The organism is Alicycliphilus sp. T452, from assembly GCF_054512775.1.
Genome location: NZ_JBTNEH010000003.1, coordinates 269,407 through 292,621, shown reverse-complemented (window position 1 = coordinate 292,621; position 23,215 = coordinate 269,407). Strand labels below are relative to the sequence as shown.

28 protein-coding genes are annotated in these 23,215 nt (G+C 69.1%); 6 read left to right on the top strand and 22 right to left on the bottom strand.

The features are described from left to right. Positions 1-188 (top strand): hypothetical protein (locus ACX12L_RS04470; RefSeq protein WP_459261489.1); only part of this gene is annotated, 188 nt, incomplete at its 5' end. Between the two features lie 215 nt (positions 189-403). After that, a complete protein-coding gene (locus ACX12L_RS04465) occupies positions 404-2,290 on the top strand; it encodes an ATP-binding cassette domain-containing protein (protein ID WP_459261488.1) in 1,887 nt (628 codons plus the stop codon). A gap of 3 nt (positions 2,291-2,293) precedes the next feature. Here ACX12L_RS04465 and ACX12L_RS04460 read toward each other — a convergent pair whose 3' ends face one another. The 7 genes from ACX12L_RS04460 to ACX12L_RS04430 form a co-directional block, all read right to left on the bottom strand. Beyond that, entirely contained in the window at positions 2,294-3,406 is a 1,113-nt protein-coding gene (locus ACX12L_RS04460) for a protein-glutamate methylesterase/protein-glutamine glutaminase (RefSeq protein ID WP_459261487.1), read from the bottom strand. 42 nt (positions 3,407-3,448) lie between these two features. Beyond that, positions 3,449-4,189: a chemoreceptor glutamine deamidase CheD gene (gene cheD / locus ACX12L_RS04455; protein ID WP_459261486.1), complete on the bottom strand. Its 741-nt coding sequence runs from the start codon at positions 4,187-4,189 to the stop codon at positions 3,449-3,451. A 28-nt stretch (positions 4,190-4,217) separates the two neighbouring features. Further along, the gene (locus tag ACX12L_RS04450; RefSeq protein WP_459261484.1) at positions 4,218-5,129 is read right to left on the bottom strand and encodes a CheR family methyltransferase; all 912 of its coding nucleotides are present in this window, start codon (positions 5,127-5,129) and stop codon (positions 4,218-4,220) included. Next, a complete protein-coding gene (locus ACX12L_RS04445) occupies positions 5,129-5,617 on the bottom strand; it encodes a chemotaxis protein CheW (RefSeq protein ID WP_459261483.1) in 489 nt (162 codons plus the stop codon). Before ACX12L_RS04445 ends, ACX12L_RS04450 begins: the two co-directional genes overlap by 1 nt. Before the next feature lie 37 nt (positions 5,618-5,654). After that, positions 5,655-7,784: a chemotaxis protein CheW gene (locus tag ACX12L_RS04440; RefSeq protein ID WP_459261482.1), complete on the bottom strand. Its 2,130-nt coding sequence runs from the start codon at positions 7,782-7,784 to the stop codon at positions 5,655-5,657. 49 nt (positions 7,785-7,833) lie between these two features. After that, positions 7,834-8,196, bottom strand: a complete 363-nt coding sequence (locus ACX12L_RS04435; protein WP_459261481.1) for a response regulator — start codon at positions 8,194-8,196, stop codon at positions 7,834-7,836. Between the two features lie 67 nt (positions 8,197-8,263). Next, positions 8,264-8,710, bottom strand: a complete 447-nt coding sequence (locus ACX12L_RS04430; RefSeq protein ID WP_459261480.1) for a hypothetical protein — start codon at positions 8,708-8,710, stop codon at positions 8,264-8,266. Between the two features lie 75 nt (positions 8,711-8,785). On the opposite strand from ACX12L_RS04430, the gene ACX12L_RS04425 reads away from it, so the two are divergent. Then, positions 8,786-9,907 carry a hybrid sensor histidine kinase/response regulator gene (locus ACX12L_RS04425; protein ID WP_459261478.1) on the top strand — a complete coding sequence of 374 codons (1,122 nt, stop codon included), beginning with the start codon at positions 8,786-8,788 and terminating at the stop codon, positions 9,905-9,907. Then, complete coding sequence (locus ACX12L_RS04420; RefSeq protein ID WP_459261476.1) at positions 9,904-10,533, top strand: response regulator; 630 nt, start codon at positions 9,904-9,906, stop codon at positions 10,531-10,533. Before ACX12L_RS04425 ends, ACX12L_RS04420 begins: the two co-directional genes overlap by 4 nt. 84 nt (positions 10,534-10,617) lie before the next feature. On the opposite strand, the gene fliR is transcribed toward ACX12L_RS04420, so the two are convergent. From fliR to fliF, 13 genes are all read right to left on the bottom strand, one after another. Beyond that, complete coding sequence (gene fliR / locus ACX12L_RS04415; protein WP_459261475.1) at positions 10,618-11,382, bottom strand: flagellar biosynthetic protein FliR; 765 nt, start codon at positions 11,380-11,382, stop codon at positions 10,618-10,620. Further along, complete coding sequence (gene fliQ / locus ACX12L_RS04410; protein ID WP_459261474.1) at positions 11,379-11,648, bottom strand: flagellar biosynthesis protein FliQ; 270 nt, start codon at positions 11,646-11,648, stop codon at positions 11,379-11,381. The genes fliR and fliQ overlap by 4 nt, the downstream gene beginning before the upstream one ends. A gap of 10 nt (positions 11,649-11,658) precedes the next feature. After that, positions 11,659-12,414, bottom strand: a complete 756-nt coding sequence (gene fliP / locus ACX12L_RS04405) for a flagellar type III secretion system pore protein FliP (RefSeq protein WP_459261473.1) — start codon at positions 12,412-12,414, stop codon at positions 11,659-11,661. Further along, positions 12,407-12,748 carry a FliO/MopB family protein gene (locus ACX12L_RS04400; protein WP_459261472.1) on the bottom strand — a complete coding sequence of 114 codons (342 nt, stop codon included), beginning with the start codon at positions 12,746-12,748 and terminating at the stop codon, positions 12,407-12,409. The genes fliP and ACX12L_RS04400 overlap by 8 nt, the downstream gene beginning before the upstream one ends. 7 nt (positions 12,749-12,755) lie before the next feature. Further along, positions 12,756-13,211, bottom strand: coding sequence for a flagellar motor switch protein FliN (gene fliN, locus ACX12L_RS04395; RefSeq protein WP_013723059.1), 456 nt, complete (start codon positions 13,209-13,211; stop codon positions 12,756-12,758). Then, complete coding sequence (gene fliM, locus ACX12L_RS04390) at positions 13,201-14,205, bottom strand: flagellar motor switch protein FliM (protein ID WP_459261471.1); 1,005 nt, start codon at positions 14,203-14,205, stop codon at positions 13,201-13,203. Before fliM ends, fliN begins: the two co-directional genes overlap by 11 nt. Before the next feature lie 6 nt (positions 14,206-14,211). Beyond that, a complete protein-coding gene (locus ACX12L_RS04385; RefSeq protein ID WP_459261470.1) occupies positions 14,212-14,781 on the bottom strand; it encodes a flagellar basal body-associated FliL family protein in 570 nt (189 codons plus the stop codon). Positions 14,782-14,945: 164 nt separating this feature from the next. Then, positions 14,946-16,316, bottom strand: coding sequence for a flagellar hook-length control protein FliK (gene fliK, locus ACX12L_RS04380; protein WP_459261468.1), 1,371 nt, complete (start codon positions 16,314-16,316; stop codon positions 14,946-14,948). A gap of 2 nt (positions 16,317-16,318) precedes the next feature. Further along, a complete protein-coding gene (gene fliJ / locus ACX12L_RS04375) occupies positions 16,319-16,783 on the bottom strand; it encodes a flagellar export protein FliJ (RefSeq protein WP_459261467.1) in 465 nt (154 codons plus the stop codon). A gap of 51 nt (positions 16,784-16,834) precedes the next feature. Continuing rightward, positions 16,835-18,238, bottom strand: coding sequence for a flagellar protein export ATPase FliI (gene fliI, locus ACX12L_RS04370; protein ID WP_459261466.1), 1,404 nt, complete (start codon positions 18,236-18,238; stop codon positions 16,835-16,837). After that, positions 18,228-18,953 carry a FliH/SctL family protein gene (locus ACX12L_RS04365; protein ID WP_459261465.1) on the bottom strand — a complete coding sequence of 242 codons (726 nt, stop codon included), beginning with the start codon at positions 18,951-18,953 and terminating at the stop codon, positions 18,228-18,230. The genes fliI and ACX12L_RS04365 overlap by 11 nt, the downstream gene beginning before the upstream one ends. Before the next feature lie 21 nt (positions 18,954-18,974). Next, positions 18,975-19,970, bottom strand: coding sequence for a flagellar motor switch protein FliG (fliG, locus tag ACX12L_RS04360; RefSeq protein WP_459261464.1), 996 nt, complete (start codon positions 19,968-19,970; stop codon positions 18,975-18,977). A gap of 30 nt (positions 19,971-20,000) precedes the next feature. Continuing rightward, on the bottom strand, positions 20,001-21,698 hold the full coding sequence (gene fliF / locus ACX12L_RS04355) for a flagellar basal-body MS-ring/collar protein FliF (RefSeq protein ID WP_459261463.1): 1,698 nt from the start codon (positions 21,696-21,698) through the stop codon (positions 20,001-20,003). A gap of 176 nt (positions 21,699-21,874) precedes the next feature. Between fliF and fliE the strand changes: the two genes are divergently transcribed. Continuing rightward, complete coding sequence (fliE, locus tag ACX12L_RS04350; RefSeq protein WP_459261462.1) at positions 21,875-22,186, top strand: flagellar hook-basal body complex protein FliE; 312 nt, start codon at positions 21,875-21,877, stop codon at positions 22,184-22,186. Positions 22,187-22,409: 223 nt separating this feature from the next. On the opposite strand, the gene ACX12L_RS04345 is transcribed toward fliE, so the two are convergent. Continuing rightward, positions 22,410-22,709, bottom strand: a complete 300-nt coding sequence (locus tag ACX12L_RS04345) for a flagellar protein FliT (RefSeq protein WP_459261461.1) — start codon at positions 22,707-22,709, stop codon at positions 22,410-22,412. Between the two features lie 3 nt (positions 22,710-22,712). Continuing rightward, positions 22,713-23,141: a flagellar export chaperone FliS gene (fliS, locus tag ACX12L_RS04340; protein ID WP_459261492.1), complete on the bottom strand. Its 429-nt coding sequence runs from the start codon at positions 23,139-23,141 to the stop codon at positions 22,713-22,715. Between fliS and ACX12L_RS04335 the strand changes: the two genes are divergently transcribed. Next, positions 23,089-23,211 (top strand): hypothetical protein, encoded by a 123-nt coding sequence (locus tag ACX12L_RS04335; protein WP_459261493.1) that lies wholly within the window; start codon positions 23,089-23,091, stop codon positions 23,209-23,211. The two genes, fliS and ACX12L_RS04335, sit on opposite strands and share 53 nt — an antisense overlap. Positions 23,212-23,215: the final 4 nt, after the last annotated feature.

Sequence of the window (23,215 nt, the reverse complement as noted above, 5' to 3'; positions counted from 1 at the left end):
TGTATGTTTTTAACGATCCGGGAAGCCAAAATCTCTTTCAACTTCCAAACTTCGCTGCGATCAGCGAAGCCTTGAATTATGACACGTTTTTTAAAGACCTGTCAAACTTTGTGGTCTTTCGACCCCCCCGCCAACTTCGCAAACCACCATCTCTCGACAACAGTCCGCCTCCGCCAGCGAAGCCTTGAAGTATACATCGGTTTTAACCTCCGAAAACCTCAAGACCGGAAGATTTCTCTTCCTGGCTTTCCGCTGCCGAAGACCTTCTTGAAGGCCCTGCGTTGCAGCGAAGCGTGGAGTATAGCGCGGGTTTACCCCTAAAAAATCTTCCGATCCGCTTTTTATGGGGTTGCCGTTCTTGGGGGGGAAGGGACGTCCTGCCACCCCGGCCGATAATTCCGGCATGGCACTGATTACTTTGATGGACGCCCAGTTGGCGTTCGGGCACGTAGCCCTGCTCGACCATGCGAATTTTGCACTGGAGCCGGCCGAACGCGTGGGGCTGATAGGGCGCAACGGCGCGGGCAAGTCCTCCCTGCTGAAGATTCTGGGCGGCTTGGCCAAGCCCGACGATGGCACGCTCAGCGTCCAGCAGGGCTTGCGCATCACCTATGTGGCCCAGGAGCCGGATCTCGCCCCCGAAGCCACGATTTTCCAGGCCGCGGCACAGGGCCTGTCGGAGGCCATCGCGCTGCGCGAGCAGTATCTGTCCGGCGCCCCCGGGCTGGATCTGGATGCGCTGCAGTCCCGGATAGAGGCCCAGGACGCGTGGAACTGGGAGCAGCGCGTGGAGGAAACCCTGCAGCGCCTGCACCTGGATCCGCAGGCGGTGATAGGCACGCTTTCGGGCGGCACCAAGAAGCGCGTGGCCCTGGCCCAGGCCCTGGTGGCGCGGCCGGATGTGCTGCTGCTCGACGAGCCCACCAACCACTTGGACCTGGATTCCATTGAATGGCTGGAGGAACTGCTGCAGGCGTTCAAGGGCAGCATCGTCACCATCACCCACGACCGCGCCTTCCTGGACCGGATCGCCACCCGCATCGTGGAGCTGGACCGGGGGCAATTGCGCTCCTATCCAGGCAATTTCGCACAGTACCTCGTGCAGAAGGAGGAGCAGCTGGCGCAGGAAGCCGTCATCAGCGCCCGTGCCGACAAGCTGCTCGCGCAGGAGGAGGTCTGGATCCGCAAAGGCGTGGAGGCCCGGCGCACGCGCAGCCAGAGCCGCATCGGCCGGCTGCAGGCCCTGCGCGCCAACCGCGCGGCCAGGCGCGAGGCGCTGGGCAGCGTGAAGATGGACATTGCCTCGGGCAGCCAGGGCAGCTACCAGGGCAAGATCGTGGCCGAGCTCACGCGCGTGGGCAAGGCGTTCGGCGACAAGACGATCGTGCGCGACTTCAGCGCCACCATCCTGCGCGGCGACAAGGTGGGCCTGATCGGCCCCAACGGCGCGGGCAAGACCACGCTGCTGAAGCTGATCCTGGGCGAGCTCGCGCCCGACAGCGGCAGCGTGCGCCGCGGCAACAATCTGCAGGTGGCCTATTTCGACCAGATGCGCCACGCCATCGACCTGGATGCGACGCTGGAGGATTTCATCAGCCCGGGCAGCGAATGGATAGAGATCGGCGCGCAGCGCAAGCACGTCAAGAGCTACCTGGGCGACTTCCTGTTCTCCCCGGCGCGCGCGCACTCCCCCGTGCGCTCGCTTTCGGGCGGCGAGCGCAACCGGCTGCTGCTGGCCCGGCTGTTCGCGCGCCCGGCGAACGTGCTGGTGCTGGACGAGCCGACCAACGACCTGGACATCGACACGCTGGACCTGCTGGAGGAGTTGCTGCAGGGCTATGACGGCACGGTGTTCCTGGTGAGCCACGACCGGACCTTCCTGGACAACGTGGTCACCAGCACCATCGCCCATGAGGGCGATGGCCTGTGGCGCGAGTACGAGGGCGGCGTGCAGGACTGGCTGACGCAGTCGCGCCGCAGCCGCGAGTTGGCAGGTGCTGCGCCAGCTGTCAGCAAGAATACAAGCAAAAATGAGCCTAAAGGCCCACCAGAAAAGCGCGAGCAGCTACAAAAAAAGAAGCTCAGCTACAAGGAGCAGCGCGAATTGGAGCAGTTGCCCGGCCAGATCGACGCACTGGAGGCCGAGCAGAAGGCCATCCGCGACGAGCTGGCCGACGGCAGCCTGTATGCGCGCGACGGCGCGCGCGCCGCAGCGCTGCACCAGCGCGATGGCGAGATCGAGGATCTGCTGATGCAGGCGCTGGAGCGCTGGGCCGAGCTGTCGGCCTGAAGCTCAGATGCGGTGGTGCAGCCGGTCGGTGGAGCCGCGCAGGCGCGCAATCAGCGCCGGCGCGATCTGCGTGAGCGGGAGCACCTCGTCGGCCGCGCCGTGGGCGATGGCCTCGCGCGGCATGCCGAAGACGATGCAACTGGCCTCGTCCTGCACGTAGTTGTAGCTGCCCGCGTCCCGCATCTCGCGCATGGCGGCGGCGCCGTCGGCGCCCATGCCGGTGAGCATGATGCCGTAGGCATTGCGCCCCACCACGGCGGCTGCCGACTTGAACAGCACCTCCACCGAGGGCTTGTGCCGGTTCACGGGCGGGCCGTCGTCCACCACGGCCACGTAGTTGGCGCCGCTGCGCGCGAGGTGGAACTGCCGCCCCCCCGGCGCGATGTAGGCATGGCCCGGCAGGATGCGCTCGCCGTTCACCGCCTCTTTCACCGTGATCCGGCACAGGCTGTTGAGCCGCGCCGCGAAGCTGGTGGTGAAGCCCGGCGGCATGTGCTGGGTGATGACGATGGCCGGCGAGTCCGCCGGCATGTGCACCAGCACCTCGCGGATGGCCTCGGTGCCGCCGGTGGAGGCGCCTATGCAAATGACTTTTTCAGTGGACAGCCGCCCGAGCAGCGCCGATACGCCCGCCGGTGGCGCCGCCGCCTGGCCGCCCTCCGTCTCGGGGTGCGCGATGGCGCTGGCGCTGCGTGCCGGCGTGCGCCGCACATGGGCCGATGCCGCCACGCGGATCTTGTCCACGATCTGCGCGGCCAGCTCGTTCAGCCCGCCGGCCAGCCCCACGCGCGGCTTGGCCACGAAATCGACGGCGCCCAGCTCCAGCGCCTTCATCGTCACCTCGGCCCCGCGCTCGGTCAGCGTGGAGATCATGACCACCGGCATGGGCCGCAGGCGCATGAGGCGCCCGAGGAAGTCGATGCCGTCCATGCGCGGCATTTCCACGTCGAGGGTGATCACGTCGGGGTTCTTTTCGCGGATCATCTCGCGCGCGATCAATGGATCATTGGCCGTGCCTATGCATTCCATGTCGCCCTGGCGGTTGATGATCTCCGACAACAGGCTGCGCACCAGCGCCGAGTCGTCCACCACGATCACCCTGATCTTGCCGCTCATACCCTAGAACCCTTGTCGTATTGGTTGCGCCCAGGCGTTCGGTCAGAAAAGGTCGACCGAACCGCCGCTCGTGGCCCGCGCCACCGTGGCCGCATTGCCACGCACTTCCTGGACCAGCGAATCGGGGTGGGCATGCGCCAGCCGCTTGACCATCACCTTGCCCGTCACGGGAAAGAACACCACCTTGCGCGGGTAGATGTCGAGCACGTCGTCCGACACCACGGGGATGCGCTCGGTAGCCAGGTACTCCTGCACGAACCGGGTGTTGCGCACCCCCACGTTCAGAGTAGTGAGGTTGTGCATGACCTGCGCGCCGCCGAAGATCTTCGCCTGCAGGGTCTCGCGGCGCGCGCCCAGCTTCATCATCTCGTTGATCAGCAGCTCCATGGCATAGGAGCCGTAGCGCCCCGAGGTGTCGGCGCTGTCGCCCTCGGGCAGCATGAAATGGTTCATGCCGCCCACGCCAGCGCGGCTGTCCCACAGGCAGGCGGCGATGCACGAACCCAGCACCGTCATGATGGCCAGCCGCTCGCGCGTGACGAAGTACTCGCCCGGCAGCACCTTGACGGCGTTGTGCTGGAAGTGGTGGTCGAAAAAGAAGAACGAGGCCTCGCCCGGCTTGCGTGCCCGCGCCTTGAGCTCCTGCAGCGACACCTCGGGCCCAGCGCCCGCCGCGGCCTGCCCATCGGTCCCCAGGGGCGTGATGCGCGGCACGCGCCTGCGCTCGGGCATGCCGCCCGGAGCCGCCGTGGGCGATACATCAGATCTTGGCGAGGCGCTCATGGATGGCAGATACCTTGGTCAAATTCGCTCACAGGCGTTCGTAGACCGTCTTGCCGCGCAGGGCGAAGAGGTCGCGTGAATCGCTGAAGTTTTCCGCATGGCCCACGAACAGCATGCCGCCCGGCCGGAGCACGCGGTGGATGCGCTCGAGCACGCGCCGCTGCGTGGGAGCGTCGAAGTAGATCATCACGTTGCGGCAGAAAACCGCATCGAAAGGCTCGCGGAACGGCCAATCGTCGCTGATCAGGTTGACGCTCAGGAAATCGATGGGGCGGCGCAGTTCCGGGCGCACGCGCGCAAGCCCTGCATTGCTGCCCTTGCCGCGCAGGAAGAAGCGCTGCAGCCGCTCCTGGCTCAGGCCCTTGAGCCCATCGAGCCGGTACACCCCGCGCGCCGCCGTGGCCAGCACGCGCGAGTCGATGTCGCTGGCCGACAGCTTGAACGAGGCCTGCGGGCCGAGCGACTCGAGTGCGGTCATGACGATGGAATAGGGCTCCTCCCCCGTCGAGGCGGCGCTGCACCAGACATTCCAGGGCCCCGCCGGACGGCTGCGCAGCAGCGTGGCCAGGATCTCGAAATGGTGCTGTTCGCGAAAGAAGGCCGTGAGGTTGGTGGTGAGCGCATTCACGAATTCCTGCCATTCGGGGCCGTCGCTGCTCTCGAGCCAGCCCAGGTAATCGTGGAAGCTCGAATGGCCGGTGTCGCGCAGGCGGCGCGACAGCCGGCTGTAGACCATGGCGTGCTTGCCGTCATGCAGGCTGATGCCGGCGCGCTGGTAGATCAAGGCCTTCACGCGCGAGAAATCGGCAGCGGTCCAGGCGAACTCGCGCCCCTCGCCCTCCTGCTCCATGGCCCTGCCCGACACTGGCTGGACCATGCCCGGGGGCGCGTGCGCGCGGCGCGCGGCCTGCGCCGGCAGAGTGTGTGCGCGCATCGACATCAATGCCCGGCCGTCGCCAGCCCCATGTCCGTGCCCGACATCAGATGCTCGATGTCCAGCAGGATGAGCATGCGCTCGCCCACCGAGCCCAGGCCGCGGATGCACTGGGCGTCGATGGCGCTGTCGATGTCCGGCGCCGCGCGCACCTGCTCGGGCGCCAGTTCCATGACATCGCTGACCGAGTCCACGACGATGCCGACCACGCGCTCGCGCAGGTTCAGGATGATGACCACCGTCAGGCTGTTGTATTCGGCCTGCGCGCAGGCGAAGCGCAGGCGCATGTCCACGATGGGGACGATGGTGCCGCGCAGGTTGATCACGCCCTTGATGAAGGGCGGCGCATGGGCAATGCGCGTGGGTGCCTCGTAGCCCCGGATTTCCTGGACCTTGAGGATGTCTATGCCGTACTCCTCCTGCCCCAGGCGGAAGGTCAGGTATTCCCTCGCGCCGGCCGCCACGGCCTCTATGCCTTTGTCCACCACGTTCATGCGTTCACTCCTCTTCGCTCGGCGTTTGTCACGTCAATCAATGGCGCGCGCGGCGCACCAGAGCCGCCGTGTCCAGGATCAGCGCCACGGTGCCGTCGCCCAAGATGGTGGCGCCCGATACGTTGGGCACCTTGCGGTAATTGGTCTCCAGGTTCTTCACCACCACCTGGTGCTGGCCCAGCAGTTCGTCGACCAGCACCGCCACGCGGCTGCCGTCGGCCTCGACCACGACCATGATGCTGCTGCCCTCGCCGGCGTTCGGCCGCGGCACGTCAAAGATCCGCTCCAGCGACATCACCGGCATGTACTCGTCGCGCACCTTGACGAGCTGCGAGCCCTGGGCGACGGTGTTCACGTCGCCCGCGTTCACCTGGAACGACTCCACCACCGACGACAGCGGCAGGATGTAGACCTCGTCGGCCACGCCCACCGACATGCCGTCCATGATGGCCAGCGTGAGCGGCAGCCGCACCGACACGCGCATGCCGTAGCCCTCGGCCGAGTCGAGCTCCACCGAGCCGCCCAGCGAGGTGATGTTGCGCTTGACCACGTCCATGCCCACGCCGCGGCCCGACACGTCGGTGACCACGTCGGCCGTGGAAAAGCCCGGCGCGAAGACCAGGTTCCAGACCTCGCTGTCGGACATGGCGTCGGACACCTCCAGCCCGCGCTCGCGCGCCTTCTGCAGGATTTTTGCGCGCGAAAGGCCCTTGCCATCGTCGCGCACCTCGATGACGATGGAGCCGCCCTGGTGCGAGGCCGACAGGCTCAGGGTCCCATGCTCGGCCTTGCCGGCGGCGATGCGGTCGGCGGGCAGTTCTATGCCGTGGTCCAGGCTGTTGCGCACCAGGTGGGTCAGGGGATCGGTGATCTTTTCCACCAGGCTCTTGTCCAGCTCGGTCGCCTCGCCGTGGGTGACGAACTCCACCTTCTTGCCCAGCTTGCCCGCCAGGTCGCGCAGCATGCGCGGGAAGCGGTTGAAGACGATCGACATGGGAATCATGCGGATCGACATCACGGACTCCTGCAGGTCGCGCGTGTTGCGGTCCAGGTCGGCCAGGCCGGCCAGCAGCTGCTGGTGCAGGCCCGCGTCCAGGCCGCGGCTGTTCTGCGCCAGCATGGCCTGGGTGATGACCAGCTCGCCCACCAGGTTGATGAGCTGGTCGACCTTGTTCACGGCCACGCGGATGGTGGACGACTCCATCGATGCCTGGCTCGCCGCCTTCGTTTCGGCGTTCGCGCGGGCCGCCACCGGCCGCGCGGCCGGCGCGGCCAGGGCGGCAGTCGCCACCTCATCGACGGGCACGCCCGGGGCGCCGGCGAAGAAGCCATAGGGCTCGGCCATGGCGGCCGCCTGCGGGACCTGGGGCGGCGCCGGCTCGGCCTGCGGCGCGGCGGCAGGAGCAGCGCCGATGGCATGGATGGCCACCTGCTCCTTGGCGACGTGGAAGGCAAACAGGTCCAGCAGGTCCTCGTCGGTGGATGCGGTCTGCACGGCGAACCGGCGCATGCCCGGGCGCTCGTCGGGCAGGTCGTCGATGCTGCCCAGGCCGGGGATGTCGCGGAACAGGTCCTTGATCGCCTCGGCCAGGGCCGGCTGGGCGAGCGGGCCGATGTGGATTTCCAGCGCGCGCGGGCCGCCACCGGCCGCCTCGCCCTGCGCTTGCACGGGTGCGGGCGGCGGGCTCGGCAGTTCCACCGGGGCCGCCGCGATGGCAGGGGCCGGCTCCGCCGCGGGCGCGCCGCCCGCGGCCAGCACGCTGATGCGGCGCACCAGGTCCTGGGTGGACACGGCCTCGCCCTGGCCGCCGGCCTGGTGGCGCGCCAGCAGGCTGCGCGATGCATCGGCCGACTCCAGCAGCACATCCACCATCGGCGGGACGATGTGCAGCTCGTGCCTGCGCAGCCGGTCCAGCAGCGATTCCATCTGGTGCGTCAGCTCGGCCACGTCGGCAAAGCCGAAGGTGGCCGCGCCGCCCTTGATGGAGTGGGCGCAGCGGAAGATGCCGTTGAGCTCCTCGTCGTTGGCGGCATCCAGGTCCAGGTTCAGCAGCATCTGCTCCATCTGGTCCAGGTTCTCGCCGGCCTCCTCGAAGAAGATTTGATAGAACTGGCTGAGGTCGAAGTCCGCGCCCGTGCCCGCGCCTTCTTGGTGGGTGTCCGCCATGGTTCCGGATTCCTGTGTACTGCGTGAATGGTGGTGTGGCCGCCGCTTGTCAGCGGATGACCTTCTGGATGACCTCGATGAGGCGCGTGGGGTCGAACGGCTTGACCAGCCAGCCCGTCGCCCCCGCGGCGCGGCCCGCCTGCTTCATCTGGTCGCTGGACTCCGTCGTGAGGATCAGGATGGGGGTGCTCTTGAAGCGCGGATGCGCGCGCAGCTTGCGCGTCAGGCCGATGCCGTCCAGGCGCGGCATGTTCTGGTCGGCCAGCACCAGATGGATGTCGTGGGTCTCGGCCTTCTCCAGGGCATCCTGGCCATCCACCGCCTCCACCACGTGGTAGCCCGCACCCGTCAGGGTGAAGGACACCATCTTCCGCATGGACGGGGAATCATCGACCGCAAGAATGGACTGCATGGAAAGCTCCAACGACTTCTGACTTGAATGAATGAATGGATGGATGAAACGGCGGCGGGACAGGCTTTCAGAACAGATCCACCGAGCCCGCGGCCATTTCGCTTTGCGTCACGGGATTGGGGCGCTCGGGGGCCATGCCTTCGAGCGGCGCGGGCTCCTCCCCCTCCTCCGTGCCCATGACCTCGGCCGCGAGGCGGAAGGCGCAGGACTGCAGCATCTTGCCGCTATGGCCCAGCAATTGCGTCGCCATGTCGTGAAACTGCAACTCGGTCACCGCGCTGCGCAGCGCGCCGCGCAGGACGGCCAGCTCGGCGGAGTCGCCGATCACCGCGTCCGTGAGCGACGCATTGGCCTCGCCGAAGCGCGCAAGCAGATTCTCCGTGGCATGGTCGAGCAAGCCTTCGAGGCGATGCAGGTCGTGCATGACCATCAGCAGGCAATCCTGCAACTCGGCAGCCACCATGACGGGGACCTGCACCGCAGGCCCGTCCGGCATATTGAGCGTAGATTGCATCGTTTCTCCATCACCGCCGGCCTCGGGCTCTCTTTTCGAGAGCCACCAAGCCCAACTTGTTCCAATGTGTATCCTATGATACCTATTCCTACCGAACCTGACACTCCGAAAAGACCCGTGCGCGTACTTCATCTTGAGGATTCGGCCGCGGACCATGCGCTGGCGCGGCTGACCCTGCGCCGCGTCGGCCTGCCCCACGAGATGCGCCACACGGACACGCTCGAGGAGTTCACGCGGTGGCTGCAGCAGGAGAGCTTCGACCTGATCCTGGCGGACTACCGCCTGCCCGGGTTCACCGCCCTCGATGCCTGGCGCATCGTGGAGCAGCGCCCGGATCACCCGCCCTTCGTGCTGCTGTCGGGCGCGATCGGCGAGGCGGCGGCGGTCGATGCCATGCGCCTGGGCTTCGCCGACTACCTGCTCAAGGACGACATGGCGCGCCTGCCGCACGTGTTGCTGCGCGCCATCGAGGTGGCCGAGGCGCGCCGCGCGCGCGAGCAGGCCGTGGCCGAGTTGGCCGAGTCGCAGCAGCGCCTGGCCGCGCTGGCCGAGCACCTGCAGACCTCGATCGAGGAGGAGCGCGCCGCCATCGCGCGCGAGATCCACGACGACATCGGCGGCGCGCTGGCCGCGGTCCGGTTCGACCTGGCGTGGCTCGCGCGCCACAGCCAGGACGACGGCCAGCGCACGCATGCCGCCAGCGCCACCGAGATGCTGCAGCACGCCATAGACGCGAGCCAGCGCCTCATGATGAACCTGCGCCCGCCCGTGCTGGACCAGGGCCTGGTGGCCGCCGTGCGCTGGCTGGCCGAGTCGTTCGAGCGCCGCACGCGCGTGAGCGTGCGCGTGAGCGCCAGCCGCGAGGCCATGGACATGCCGCCCGCGCTGCAGCTCGTGGCCTACCGCACCGCGCAGGAGGCGCTGACCAACGTGCACAAGCACGCCCAGGCCCGGCGCGTGCACATCGACCTGTCCGACCACGAGGGCGTGCTGACGCTGGAGGTGAGCGACGACGGCCGCGGCATCGCGCCCGGGATGCTGCAAAAGCCCCGCTCCTTCGGCCTCAAGGGCCTGCAGGAGCGCGCGCGCCGCGCCGGCGGCTGGCTGGACATCAGCAGCCGGCCCGGCCAGGGCACCTCGGTCATCATGAGCGTGCCGCTAACATCGGATGGCTGTGAAGCAGGAGGAGAGCCGTGATCCAAGTGGTGCTTTGCGACGACCACGCCGTGCTGCGGCGCGGCATACGCGACACGCTGACCGAGTCGCCCGACATCTGCGTGACCGGCGAGGCCGGCAGCTACCCCGAGCTGCGCGAGGTACTGCGCACCGCCGCGTGCGACGTGCTGCTGCTGGACCTGAACCTGCCCGGGCGCAGCGGCCTGGAGGTGCTGGCCAGCCTCAAGGAATCCCACCCCGCGGTCAAGGTGCTGATCGTCTCCATGTACCCCGAGGACCAGTACGCGCTGCGCTGCCTGAAGGCCGGCGCGCACGGCTACGCCAACAAGGCGAGCGACCCGGTGCAGCTCATCGCCGCCGTGCACACCGTGATGCAGGGCCGCAAGTACCTCACGCCCGAGGTCGCGCAGCTGCTGGCCGACAGCCTGGCCCAGCCCACGCCCGAGCTGCCGCACGAGTCGCTGTCGGAGCGCGAGCTGCAGACGCTGGTGAAGATCGCCTCGGGCAGGCGCCTGTCGGACATCGCCGAGGAGCTGATGCTCAGCCCCAAGACCGTGAGCGTGTACCGCGCGCGCGTGCTGGAGAAGCTGCGGCTGGCCAACAACGCGGAGCTGACGGTGTACGCGATACGCAACCGGCTGGTATGAAAACGATAGCTGCCTCCGCTTTATAAAAGCCATTTTCAAAATGTTTTCATACTGAAAACCATAAATGGCAAGCGCAAGCAGCTATTATTTTTGAAAGATGTCGATCGCCTGCTGCAGCAGCGTGAGCATGGGCTGCTCCAGCATGGGCAGCGTGGCCGTGATGCCCAGCATGCCCACGGTGAGCGTGACCGGGAAGCCCACGGCATAGACGTTCATCTGCGGCGCCACGCGCGAGATGATGCCCAGCGTGAGGTTGACGAACAGCAGCAGCGCGATCATGGGCAGCGCGATCCACAGGCCGCTGGCGAACACCGACGCGCCCAGCTCGTGCAGCCGCATCTGCGCCACGGCCTGCAGGAAGTGGCCGTCCACGGGGAAGCTCTCGAAGCTCTTGACCACGGCCATCAGCACCATCAGGTGACCGTTGACGACCACGAACAGCAGCATGGCGATGTTGCCGAAGAAGCGCGCCACGGCGCTCACCTGGGCATTGCTCGCCGGGTCGAAGAACGAGGCGAAATTCAAGCCCATCTGCAGCCCGATGACCTCGCCGGCCAGCTCCACGGCCACGAACACCAGGCGCACGGCAAAGCCGATGGCCAGGCCCACGCCCACCTGCTGCAGCACCGCGCCGGCCGCCTCCCGGCCATTGAGGTCTATCACCGGCTGGTTGGGCAGCGCCGCCTGCGCGCACAGGGCCACGAGGAAGGCCAGTCCGATGCGCACGCGCACGGGAATGGCGCGCATGGAGAACACCGGCGCGGACGTGAACAGCGCCAGCACGCGCAGGAACGGCCACAGCACCGGCGAGAGCCAGGCCATGATCTGCGCCTCGGTGAAGGTGATCATCCGACCACGGAGGGGATGGACTCGATCGTGCGCCGCAGGAAGTCCACCAGCGTGGAGAGCATCCACGGCCCGGCGACGGCGAACACCACCATGGCCGCGATCAGCTTGGGCACGAAGGCCAGCGTGGCCTCGTGGATCTGCGTCACGGCCTGGAAGATGCTCACCAGCAGGCCCACGGCCATCACCACGCCCAGCACCGGCATGGCGATCATGAGCAGCAGGGTGAGCGCGTCGCGCCCCATGGTGAGGACGAACTGGGCGGTCATGAGAGATCCTTCACGTGGCAAAGCTCGCGGCCAGCGAGCCGATGAGCAGGTTCCAGCCATCGGCCAGCACGAACAGCATGAGCTTGAACGGCAGCGCCACCAGCACCGGCGAGAGCATCATCATCCCGAGCGACATGAGCACGCTGGAGACCACCATGTCGATGATCAGGAACGGGATGAAGACCATGAAGCCGATCTGGAACGCGGTCTTGAGCTCGCTGGTCACGAAGGCCGGCACCAGCACGCGCAGCGGCGCGGTCTCGGCCGTCACGCCCTCGTCGAGCTTGGCCAGGCGCGCGAACAGCGCGAAGTCGGACTGGCGCGTCTGCTTGAGCATGAAGCCGCGCATGGGGGCCTCGGCCTTCTGCAACGCCTGCTCGAACGACAGCGCGTTGGTGGTGTAAGGCACGTAGGCCTCCTGGTACACCTTGTCCAGCGTCGGCCCCATGACGAACAGCGTGAGGAACAGCGACAGGCCCACCACCACCTGGTTGGGCGGCGCCTGCTGCGTGCCTATGGCCTGGCGCAGCAGCGACAGCACGATGACGATGCGCGTGAAGCCCGTCATCATGAGCAGCACCGCCGGCAGGAAGGACAGCGCGGTGAAGAACAGCAGCGTCTGTATCGGCACCGAATAGCTGGTCCCGCCCGCGCCCGAGCCGATCACCAGCGGCAGCGTGCCGGCGCCGCCCTGCTGCTGCCCGAGGGCCGCGCCCGCCAGCAGCAGGCAGGCCAGGCCCGCCGCCCCGCGTATGCATCTACGCATGGCCGCCCTCTGTACTCCGGCCCGCCTGCGCGCGCGCGGCCGACATCTCGGATGCGAACGAGGCCGCCTCGCCCGCCATGGCCGGCAGCACGTGCAGGCAGTTGATCGCCTGCGCCGTCACGCCCAGCACCAGCAGCGTGCGCTGCTGCGGCGGTCCCACCTCCACCATGACCACGCGCTGCTGCGGCCCCACGGCCACGGCCGAGAGCACGCGCGAACCGGCGCCCGCGCCGGCCTGCAGGCCGGCGCGCTGGCGCTGCAGGCGGCGGATCAGCCACGGCAGGGCCGCCAGGGCGGCCACGAACAGCACGACCAGCAGCAGGGTCTGGGTCATGCCCACGCTATCCCCGGCTGACACGGCGCAGACGCTCCGAAGGGGTGACCACGTCGGTCAGGCGGATGCCGAACTTGTCGTTGACCACCACCACCTCGCCCTGGGCGATGAGGTAGCCGTTGACCAGCACGTCCATGGGCTCGCCCGCGAGCGCGTCGAGCTCCACCACCGAGCCCTGGGCCAGCTGCAGGATGTACTTGATCGGCACCTTGGTGCGCCCCAGCTCCACCGACAGCTGCACCGGGATGTCCAGCACCATGTTGATGTCCTGCACCGGCGCGTCGCCACCGCCCGCGAAGGCGCGCGCGGGCTCGCCCGAGAGCGGGCCGCCCTGCTCGGCGTCGATGGTGCGCGCGTCGGCGCTCTTTTGCTCCTCCAGCGCCTCGGCCCAGCCGGCGAACGGATCGTCCGCGGCCGCGCCGTCGCCGGGCTGGCCGGCGTCGTGGTCGGATTCAGTTGACATTCTTTTCTCCCATCCAATGGGCATCGGCGCCGCGCAGGCACTGCTCGATGCGTATCGCGTATTTGGCGTTGTGCGTGCCGTACTGGCACTCGAAGACCGGCACGCCCTCAATGGAGGCGCGGATGCGCGGCTCGCGGTCGAGTTCGATGAAATCGCCCGGCTTCATGGCCAGCAGCTGCTCCACGGTGGCATCGGCGCGGGCCAGCTCGGCCACCAGCGTCACCTCGGCGGCCTGGATCTCGCGCGTGAGCACCTTGACCCAGCGGCGGTCCACCTCGATGGCGTCGCCCTGGACGGACGAGTACAGCACGTCGCGGATCGGCTCCAGCGTCGCATAGGGCATGCAGATGTGGATGGCGCCGGCCAAGTCGCCGATCTCCAGCTGGAAGGCCGTGGACACGACGATCTCGCTGGGCGTGGCGATGTTGGCGAACTGCGGCTGCATCTCCGAGCGCTGGTAGGACAGCTCCAGCGGGTAGATGCCCTGCCAGGCCTTCTTGTATTCCTCGCAGACCAGGCCGACCAGGCGCTGGATCACGCGCTGCTCGGTGGCCGAGAAGTCGCGCCCCTCGATGCGCGTCTGGAGCTTGCCCATGCCGCCATACAGCGTGTCGATGATGCCGAACAGCAGCGATGGCTCGCACACGATCAGGCCGCTGCCGCGCAGCGGCCGTATGGCGACGATGTTGAAATTGGTCGGCACCACCAGCTCGCGCAGGAAGGCGTTGTAGCGCTGCACCGCCACCGTGCCCACGGAGATCTCGGGGCTGCGGCGGATCATGTTGAACAGGCCGATGCGGAAGTTGCGCGCGAACCGCTCGTTGACGATCTCCATCGTCGGCATGCGGCCGCGCACGATGCGCTCCTGGCTGGAGATGTCGTAGTCGCGCACGACGCCGGCTTCGATCTCCTCCTTGACGGTCTTCTGGCTCTCGCCGGTCACGCCCTCCAGCAGGGCATCGACCTCCTCCTGGGACAGAAAGGACTCGCTCATGATGGCTCACTGAATGATGAAGCTGGAAAACAGCACCTGGCGCACCGGGTTGTTGTCCACCCGGGGGCGGGGCTGCGCATCCTCGTCGTCCTCCTCTTCCGGGTCGCGGCTGGCGGGACGCTTGCGCGGCTTCGGAACCGAGAAGCCCAGCGGGCGCGAGACCTCGCGCCGGACGTCGGCGGCCAGCTTTTCCTTGCCCTCGCGCGTCAGCAGCTCGTCGGTGGTGCGCTGCGACACCAGCAGCAGCACGCCGCTGCGGATGCTGGGCATGTAGGTCTTGACGAGCTCGGCCGTCTTGGCGTCCGCCAGCTCCAGGGTGATGCCCACCTGGGCGAAACGGTCGCCGCCGGGGTCGGCCAGGTTGACCACCATGTTCTCCATGGGCAGGAAGGTGGGCGGAGTCTTGGGCGGCGCGGCCTGGGCCGTGTGCGCCGGCGCATCTTCCTCGTCGCCCGCGTGGCGCTTGGCCAGCAGCAGCCATGCGGCCGCGCCGCCAGCCACCAGCAGCAGGGCCAGCGCCACCACGATGATGATCAGTTTCTTGCTCTTGGCCGGGGCAGCGGTGGTATCGGACACGTCGGTGCTTTCTTGCGCGGCGGGTTGGTGGGCTGCAGGCGAAAGCCCCGGGGGCCATTACCTGCTGTATGGCCGATTATTCAACGCGGGCCGCCCGATGATCCGCGGAATAAAAGCCCAAACCCCCGGCTATCGGACGCTTGGCGGCCCGTGCGCCGGGCGGTTCACACGAAGATGTCCACCGACCGTGCTCCCGCGCCGCGAGCGCGGGCCGCGTCGCCGCCGCCCGCCGGGGCCGCGGCCTGCACCGTGGCCTGGCGCGCGTCCTGGCGCCCGCCTTCGCGCGCGCCCTGGCGCGCCGGCGCGCCGCCGTCCCCGGACGTGCCCACCGTCACGCCGGCCAGGTGCAGCCCCTCGCGCTGCAGCATCCCGCGCAGCTCGGCGGAGCCGCCGTCCAGCAGTTGGCGCGCCTCGGCCTGGTCGCTGCGGAAGGTGACATGGGCCTCGTCGCCCGTCAGCGCCACCTTCACCTCCACGGGCCGGCCGTCGCCGTCGAGCGTCAGCGCGGCGTTCTGGGTCTTGTGGTGCACCCAGTAGGCCACCTGCTCGGCCAGCTGATCCTCGGCGCTGCCCATGCCGGACTGCGCGGCATCGGCCGGGGCCTGCGCGGTATCCGCCGCCTCGGGCGCATGCGGCTGCTCGCCCTGCGTGCCGCCCGCTTCCGCGACCCGGGATTCGCCCTCGCGCGGCGCGGCCGGCGCCGTGCCCGCTGCCGCCTCCACCATGGCGCCGGGCGCCATGGCGGGCGCCGCCGGATCGGCCTCGGGCCGCGCCAGGGCCTGCAGGGCATCCCGCCGCTCGGCCGGCGCGGTGCTTGCGGCCTGGGCCGCAGGCATGGCCTGCGCCGCCAGCGGCTCCATGGCCGGCTGCGCGGGCGCCGCCCCGGCACGCAGCGCCCGGTGGCCACCGCCCGCGCCGGCGGCGTCCTGCGCCGCCATGGCCTGCCCCGCGGGCAAGGCACGCGCCGCGCCCGCGCGGCCGGCCGGCCCCTGCGGCACGCCGTTGAGGGCGGCCGCCTCGGCCGCGCCATCGAGCAATGCCGTCTGGCCCACCAGGCTGTCCTGGCCCTGGCGCAGCAGGCCCAGGCCGACGCGGCTCATGAAGGCATCGGCCTCGCCGCCCATCGCGCTGCTGGTCACGTTGCTGGTCACGCCGCCCACCACGCTGCCCGTCATGCCACCCGTCGCGCCGCCAGTGACACCGTCCACCGCCTTGGCCAGCGCTGCGCCGGGTTGCAGCCCGGCCATCCATGCCGCCAGCGCGGCGGCGTCCGGAAGCCCGGCCGGGGGCTGGGCCGCATCACCCGCCGGATCCACCGGCACATCCCCGGCACCGTCGTCGCCGCTTCCCAAGGCCGTGGGTGCGTCAATGCCCTCGCCGCCATCCAGGGACGCCAGCAGCAGCGCAAAGCCCGCGCCCTGCGCGTCGGCCTGGTCATGCGCCTGCGCCGCGCCCGCCTTGCCCGCGGCGCCGCGGGCGCCGCGCGCCTCGTGCGTGCCCTGCGGGGCTGCGGAGGAGATGCGTGTCTTTTCCATGGTCAATGCTCCTGGTCCGGCGCGCCGCCCTGTGCGCGGGCGGCGCGCAGCGCGGCGCGCTCGTCGGTCTGTTTCTGTTCCCGGCGCTGCTGCAGCAGCGCCATCTCGGCGCGGCGGCGCTCCAGGACCTTGCGCAGGCTGGCCAGGCGCAGCTCGGCGGCCAGCAGCGCCTGGCGGGCCTGCTCCACGCGGGCGTCCTGGGTGGCCACGGTACCCGTCTGCTGCGCAATGGCGTCGTCCAGCCGGCCCATGAACTGGTAGTGGTGGCGCATCACCTCGGGCTGCACCGCGGCGCCCGCCTTCATGCCCCAGCGGCCCAGGGTCTCGCCCGCATAGCCCGTGAGCTGGTCCAGCTGCGCCTGCGCCGCCTGGCGCGCGTCCTGCACGTCCCTGAGCGCCTGGCGCGCCGCGTCGCGCTGGCGCTCGGCCAGCTCCGCTGCCACCTGGAAGGCTTTCAGCGACGACATGCGGCGGTCCTTTCCGCTTCAGACGCTGCGCGTGAAAGAAGGTGCGTCATCTCATGCGCCTTCGAGCACCTGCCCCATGGCCGCGAGGCAGTCGTCCATGGAGGCGGCCTCGAACATGTCCTGCTGCAGGAAGGCCGCCATGCCCGGCTGCAGGCGTATGGCCTCGTCCAGCAGGGGGTCGGAGCCGCTCATGTAGGCGCCGACCTGGATCAGGTCGCGGCTCTTCTGGTAGCGCGAGTAAATGGCGCGGAAGCCCCGCGCCATGTCGAAATGGCTGCGCGAGACCACGTTGTGCATCACGCGCGAGGCCGATTGCTCGATGTCGATGGCCGGGTAATGCCCGCTCTCGGCCAGGGCGCGCGAGAGCACGATGTGGCCGTCCAGGATGGCGCGCGCCGCGTCGGCGATCGGGTCCTGCTGGTCGTCGCCCTCGGACAGCACGGTGTAGAAGGCCGTGATCGAGCCCACGCCGTTCAGGCCGTTGCCGCTGCGCTCGACCAGCGCGGGCAGCTTGGCGAAGCAGCTCGGCGGGTAGCCCTTGGTGGCGGGCGGCTCGCCGATGGCCAGGGCGATCTCGCGCTGCGCCATGGCGTAGCGCGTGAGCGAGTCCATGAGCAGCAGCACGTGCCGGCCCTGGTCGCGGAAGTGTTCGGCGATGGCCGTGGCATAGGCCGCGCCCTGCATGCGCAGGAGCGGCGGCGCATCGGCCGGCGCGGCCACCACCACGGCGCGGCCGCGGTCGCTCTCGCCCAGGATGTCCTCGACGAACTCCTTGACCTCGCGCCCGCGCTCGCCGATGAGGCCCACCACGATCACGTCGGCCCGGGTATAGCGCGCCATCATGCCCAGCAGCACGCTCTTGCCCACGCCCGAGCCCGCGAACAGGCCCAGGCGCTGGCCCCGGCCCACGGTGAGCAGCGCGTTGATGGCGCGCACGCCGGTGTCGAGCGGCTCGCGCACTGGATCGCGCTCCATGGCGTTGATGGGGCTGCGGTCCATGGGCAGGGCGGCCACGCGGTCCAGCGGCCCGCCATGGTCCAGGGGCTGGCCCTGCGAGTCCACCACGCGCCCGAGCAGGCCGTCGCCCATGGGCAGGCGCAGCACGCCCGCGCCGGCCGCCTCGGGGTCATGCCCCGCCCCGCCCAGCCGCGGCACGGGCACGTAGGCCGCGGCCGGCGTGACGCTGGCGCCGCTGGACAGGCCGTGGATGTCGCCCGCGGGCATCAGGAAGGCCTTGTCGCCGGCAAAGCCCACCACCTCGGCCAGCACGGGCTCCTGCCCGGCCATGCGCACCTGGCACTGCGCGCCCACGGGCACGCGCAGGCCCGCTGCCTCCAGCACCAGGCCGGTCAGGCGCGTGAGGGTGCCACGCGTCTCCAGCGGCAGTTCCTGCGCCATGCGCGCACGCGCCTGGCCCATGAGGCCGCCCCAGGCGCCAGCCGGCTCAATCGGCATCGGTGTCCTCCCGCCAGCCGCCCGTCAGGCCCAGGGCCGCGATGGCGCGGCGCCAGCGCTTGTCCAGCGTGCCGTCGACCACCATGCCGGCGGATTCCACCAGGCAGTCGCCGGGCGCCACGGCGGCGTCCGCCAGCCACTGGATGCCGCCCGCGCCGAACTCTTCGCGCAGCGGCTGCTGCAGCGCCGCCCAGTCGGCGGGGTTCAGACGCACCGCGGCCGCACGCCCCTCGCCGACCAGCATGGCCAGCGCCTCGCGCACCACGGGCAGCATGGCCTGGGGGTTGGCGCCGACCTCCTGGCGCACCACCTGGCGGGCGATGTCGCACGCGAGCTGCAGCACCTCGCGGGCCATGGCCTGCTGCATGCCGGCAAGGCTGTCCTCCATGGCCTGCGCGAGACGCGCCAGGCGCTCGGCGGCCTCGCGCCCCTGGCCGGCCACGTACTCGTCCATGCGCTGCTGCCACTCCAGCCGCGCCTGCTCGCGCCCTTCGGCCAGGCCGCGCGCATGGCCCTCGTCATGCGCCTGCCGCACCAGGGCCTGATGCTCCGCCTCGTCCATGGCGGGCAGCGGTTCGGGCTCGTGCACATCCACCGGCTCCGCCAGGGGGCGCAGCGCCTCGGCGCCATGCACGTCGCCGAAATCCCAGTGCCTGACGTCGCCCACCTCCTCACGCGGGATGAAGCGGGCGTAGTGGCGGTTGGCTCGTGTCATGGGTCTATCTTGCCGGAGCCGTCAAACGAAGGCATCGTCGCCGCCGCCGCTGAGCGCGATCTGGCCCTCGTCGGCCAGGCGGCGCACGGTCTTGAGGATTTCCTTCTGCTGCGCCTCGACCTCGGACAGGCGCATGGGCCCGCGCGACTCCAGGTCCTCGCGCATGGCGTCGGCGGCGCGCGTGGACATGTTGGCCAGGATCTTCTCGCGCACCTCGGGCTGCGCGCCCTTGAGGGCCACCACCAGCGTCTCCGAGGCCACCTCGCGCAGCACCGTCTGTATGGCGCGGCCGTCGAGCTTGGCAAGGTCGTCGAAGACGAACATCTTGTCCATGATCTTCTGCGCCAGGTCGATGTCGTGGGTGCGGATGGCGTCGAGCACGGTAGCGTCCATGCCCGAGCCCAGCAGGTTGATGATCTCGGCCGCGGTCTTGACGCCGCCCAGCGAGCTCTTGCGCACCTTGTCCCCGCCGGCCAGCACCTTGTACAGCACCTCGTTGAGGTCCTTGAGCGCCGTGGGCTGTATGCCCTCCAGCGTAGCGATGCGCAGCATGATCTCGCCGCGCTGGCGCTCGGTGAGCTGCGCCAGGATCTCGGAGGACTGCTCCGGGTCCAGGTGCACCAGGATGGCGGCCACGATCTGCGGGTGCTCGTTGCGCAGCAGCTCGGCCACCGACAGCGGGTCCATCCACTTCAGGCTCTCGATGCCCGAGACGTCGCCGCCCTGCAGGATGCGGTCGATCAGCAGCGCGGCCTTGTCGTCGCCCAGCGCGCGCTTGAGCACGGCGCGAACGTAGTTGCTGGTGTCGGACACCAGCAGGCTTTGCGCCGCCGCCGCGTTGGTGAACCGGTTCAGCACCTCGTCCACCTTTTCCTTGGACACGGTGCGCATGCGCGCAATGGTCTCGCCGAGCTTTTGCACCTCCTTGGGCGACAGGTGCTTGAAGACCTCGGCGGCCTCTTCCTCGCCCAGCGACATCAGCATGATGGCCGCGTCGTTCAGACCCTGTTCGTCCATGTCGGTCTCGTCGTCAGATACGGGCCGGCGTCATTCGCCGCTGACCCAGGTTTTGAGGATGTTGGCCACGGCCACGGGGTTGTCGCGCGCCAGCCGGCGCGCATCCTCCAGGCGCAGCTGCTCGGCCGTGGGCTGCAGATCCTGCGGCTGCACCGGCGCGGGCAGCGCGGGGCGCTGCAGCTCTTCGGCGGCGATGGCGCTGAGCTGCCCGCCCTCCTGCGGCCCTGTGGCCGGCGCGACCCGCGGGCGTGCCTTGAGCAGCGGCCGCACCAGGCCCAGCAGCAGCAGGGCCACGGCCAGCGAGATGCCCACGGGCCAGCCCAGGTTCCTGGCCAGCTCCACCACCTCGGGCTGCTTCCACAGCGGCAGATCGACGCTGGGCGTGTCCTCGACCAGGAAGGGGGCGTTCATCAGGTTCACCGAGTCGCCGCGCTCCTTGTTGAAGCCTATGGTCTCGCGCACCAGGGCCGTCATCTGCTCGATCTGCTCGGGCGAAAGCGCCTTGTTCACCGCCGGCTTGCCCGGGGCCTCGCTCACGCTCTGGTAGTTGACCACCACGGCCGCGTTCACGCGCTTGATGGCTCCGGCCCCCGCGCGCGTCACGCGCGTGGTCTTGTCCACCTCGTAGTTGGTGATGGATTCGCGCTTGCCCTGCGCGCCGGCCTGCTGGCCCGCCTGCTGCGCGTTGGCGGCCGTGGGCGGCGGGTTGGCGCCGTTGATGGGCGCGGTGGAGCCCTGCGGCGGCTGGTTGCTCACAGCGCCGGGCACGCCCGTGGGCGGCTGCGCCGCCGGCGCGGCGCCGCTCTCCACGATCTGCTGGCTGCGCACGGCGCTCGCGTCGGGCGACAGGTTGGGGCGGTGCTGCTCGGAGGTGGACTCGGTCTGGCTGAAATCCACCTCGGCCGTCACCTGGGCCTTGACGTTGTTCTTGCCCACCACGGGTTCAAGCAGGTCCAGGATGCGGCGCGTGTACTGCTGCTCGATCTGCTGCACGTAGGCCAGCTGCTGCGCGTCCACGCCGTTGCCGCCCCCCCCGTCGGGCGACTGCGACAACAGCTTGCCCGTGTCGTCCAGCACGCTCACGGCCGAGGGCGCGAGCTCGGGCACGCTGGAGGCCACCAGGTGCACGATGCCCGCGATCTGCGTCCTGTCCAGGATGCGCCCCGGGTACAGGGTGAGCAGCACCGAGGCCGAGGGCTTCTGCTGCTCGCGGAAGAACCCGTTCTGGTTGGGCAGCGCCAGGTGCACGCGCGCGCTCTGCACCGAGGCCAGCGCCTGGATGGAGCGCGTGAGCTCACCCTCCAGCCCGCGCTGGAAATTGAGCCGCTCCTGGAACTGGGTCACGCCGAAGCGGTTCGTCTCCATGAGCTCGAAGCCCGTCACCGAGCCCTTGGGCAGGCCCTGCGTGGCCAGGCGCAGGCGCACGTCGTGCACGCGCTCGGCCGGCACCATGATGGCGCCGCCGCCCTCGGTGTACTTGTAGGGCACGTTCATCGTGGCCAGCTGTGCCACGATGGCGCCGCCGTCCTTGTCGTTCAGGCCCGAGAACAGCACCCGGTACTCGGGCTGGCGGCCGTAGAAGAACACGGCCACCAGGACCGCCAGCAGCAGCGCGGCCGCGGCCCCCAGGCGCATGCGCGCGCCGCGGTCGAGCGATGTCAGCCGCTGCTGCCAGCCGGCGCTGGCGGCGGAGGGCGGGGTAACGGGGACTTCGGCAACAGCAGACATCGTGCTTTCCACAAGAGGGCGGGCGCCGGGCGGGACTCCGGCAGTGCAGCGATTATCAAAAGCCCCCGGCCCGCCGTTCGCCGGATAAGGCGCGCCTTTGTCCATCATTTCCCCACTCCGGCGCGGCCCCGTACGCCTACGATCGCACCATCTCCCAACCCCCGTCCCCACCCGCCATGGACCTGCGCATCACCAGCACCCAGTTCCCCCTCACCGGCACCCAGGTGGCGCGCCGCGTCGCCGCGCCGCAGGAGGGCACGCAGGAAGTGGGGTTTTCCTCCGCCTTCAAGAACGCCCTGCAATCGGTGAGCGCCGCCCAGGACCGCGCCGGCGACCTGCAGCGCGAGGTGCAGCTGGAAAACCCCAAGGTCAGCATCGAGGAAACCATGGTCGCCATGCAAAAGGCGCAGATCGGCTTCCAGGCCACGCTGCACGTGCGCAACCGCATGGTGCAGGCCTATACCGACATCATGAACATGCAGGTGTGAATCCTACCCAGGAAACTCCTGATTCAATAGCTGCCAGCGCTTCATACATCGGCGCTACGGCCACTTTCGCTTAGATTCCTTCGCCCCTGCCCCTCCCGGAGGAAGACAGCGGGGCGAGGCGGCCGCCTGGCATCGCCAGGAATAAAAAGAGCCGGCCACCTCGCGGCGCCGGCTCTCCAGCCTTGGACTCGTCCAACGCGGCGCCACCACGCCGCGGCACGCATCAGTGCATCACCTGCGGCTGGCCCTCAAACAAATGCTCGAACTGCGTCAGCCAGGGTTCGGCCAGGACGCGGATCTGCGCGTCGTTGCGCAATATGCGCTGCATGATGCGCGTCTTTTCCTTGCGCTGCTCGGGCGCGAGTTCCTCGTTTTGTGCGCGGTAGCGCAGTTGCTCTATCAGCACGGCGCAGGCGCCCTCGCAGCGCACCACCTCGTCCCAGTCCTTGAGGCGGGCGGCCTCCAGCATCCTGGCGCTGCTGTTCTCGATGGCCTTGTAGTAATCAATCAGCATTTCGGGCATGTCTCAGGCTTCCATCAGCGCGGATTGCGCCACGTCATTGGCCGCGTCGTTGCTTTTCTTCATCTCGTTCCAGCCCTGGGCAATGGGCGCTATGAGGCGCGCCACCTCCTGCAGCAGGGCATCGTCGTTGCGTACATTGGCCTGGATCAGGCGGCCCAGGCTGTAGTCGTACACGGCGCCCAGATTCTCGGCCAGGGCGCCGCCGCCCTTCCTGTCCAGCGCCGTCATCAAGCCCTCCTCCAGAATGCGCACCGCCTTGGCGATGCTATTGCACTTGGTCGGCACGTCGCCGCGCGCCAGCGCGCCACGGGCGGTGGCGATGGCGTTCAGCACGCCCTCGTACAGCAGGCTGACCAGTTGGTGCTGGTCGATGGTGTGCATGCTGGTCTCGACATTGATGCGCTGGTATGCGGAGGCGGCGCGGGGATTCATGGCGGTGAACATGGCGGTGATCCTAGAACTTGCTGCTATTCAATTCATCGGCAATCCGCCGCCAAACTGAAGGA

Coding starts and splice junctions, on each gene's coding strand:
- ACX12L_RS04465 (WP_459261488.1), top strand. CDS start 404: ATGGCACTGATTACTTTGATGGACGCCCAGTTGGCGTTCGGGCACGTA.
- ACX12L_RS04460 (WP_459261487.1), bottom strand. CDS start 3,406: ATGAGCGGCAAGATCAGGGTGATCGTGGTGGACGACTCGGCGCTGGTG.
- cheD (WP_459261486.1), bottom strand. CDS start 4,189: ATGAGCGCCTCGCCAAGATCTGATGTATCGCCCACGGCGGCTCCGGGC.
- ACX12L_RS04450 (WP_459261484.1), bottom strand. CDS start 5,129: ATGTCGATGCGCGCACACACTCTGCCGGCGCAGGCCGCGCGCCGCGCG.
- ACX12L_RS04445 (WP_459261483.1), bottom strand. CDS start 5,617: ATGAACGTGGTGGACAAAGGCATAGAGGCCGTGGCGGCCGGCGCGAGG.
- ACX12L_RS04440 (WP_459261482.1), bottom strand. CDS start 7,784: ATGGCGGACACCCACCAAGAAGGCGCGGGCACGGGCGCGGACTTCGAC.
- ACX12L_RS04435 (WP_459261481.1), bottom strand. CDS start 8,196: ATGCAGTCCATTCTTGCGGTCGATGATTCCCCGTCCATGCGGAAGATG.
- ACX12L_RS04430 (WP_459261480.1), bottom strand. CDS start 8,710: ATGCAATCTACGCTCAATATGCCGGACGGGCCTGCGGTGCAGGTCCCC.
- ACX12L_RS04425 (WP_459261478.1), top strand. CDS start 8,786: ATGATACCTATTCCTACCGAACCTGACACTCCGAAAAGACCCGTGCGC.
- fliR (WP_459261475.1), bottom strand. CDS start 11,382: ATGATCACCTTCACCGAGGCGCAGATCATGGCCTGGCTCTCGCCGGTG.
- fliQ (WP_459261474.1), bottom strand. CDS start 11,648: ATGACCGCCCAGTTCGTCCTCACCATGGGGCGCGACGCGCTCACCCTG.
- fliP (WP_459261473.1), bottom strand. CDS start 12,414: ATGCGTAGATGCATACGCGGGGCGGCGGGCCTGGCCTGCCTGCTGCTG.
- ACX12L_RS04400 (WP_459261472.1), bottom strand. CDS start 12,748: ATGACCCAGACCCTGCTGCTGGTCGTGCTGTTCGTGGCCGCCCTGGCG.
- fliN (WP_013723059.1), bottom strand. CDS start 13,211: ATGTCAACTGAATCCGACCACGACGCCGGCCAGCCCGGCGACGGCGCG.
- fliM (WP_459261471.1), bottom strand. CDS start 14,205: ATGAGCGAGTCCTTTCTGTCCCAGGAGGAGGTCGATGCCCTGCTGGAG.
- fliK (WP_459261468.1), bottom strand. CDS start 16,316: ATGGAAAAGACACGCATCTCCTCCGCAGCCCCGCAGGGCACGCACGAG.
- fliJ (WP_459261467.1), bottom strand. CDS start 16,783: ATGTCGTCGCTGAAAGCCTTCCAGGTGGCAGCGGAGCTGGCCGAGCGC.
- fliI (WP_459261466.1), bottom strand. CDS start 18,238: ATGCCGATTGAGCCGGCTGGCGCCTGGGGCGGCCTCATGGGCCAGGCG.
- ACX12L_RS04365 (WP_459261465.1), bottom strand. CDS start 18,953: ATGACACGAGCCAACCGCCACTACGCCCGCTTCATCCCGCGTGAGGAG.
- fliG (WP_459261464.1), bottom strand. CDS start 19,970: ATGGACGAACAGGGTCTGAACGACGCGGCCATCATGCTGATGTCGCTG.
- fliF (WP_459261463.1), bottom strand. CDS start 21,698: ATGTCTGCTGTTGCCGAAGTCCCCGTTACCCCGCCCTCCGCCGCCAGC.
- fliE (WP_459261462.1), top strand. CDS start 21,875: ATGGACCTGCGCATCACCAGCACCCAGTTCCCCCTCACCGGCACCCAG.
- ACX12L_RS04345 (WP_459261461.1), bottom strand. CDS start 22,709: ATGCCCGAAATGCTGATTGATTACTACAAGGCCATCGAGAACAGCAGC.
- ACX12L_RS04335 (WP_459261493.1), top strand. CDS start 23,089: ATGCTGGTCTCGACATTGATGCGCTGGTATGCGGAGGCGGCGCGGGGA.
- fliS (WP_459261492.1), bottom strand. CDS start 23,141: ATGAATCCCCGCGCCGCCTCCGCATACCAGCGCATCAATGTCGAGACC.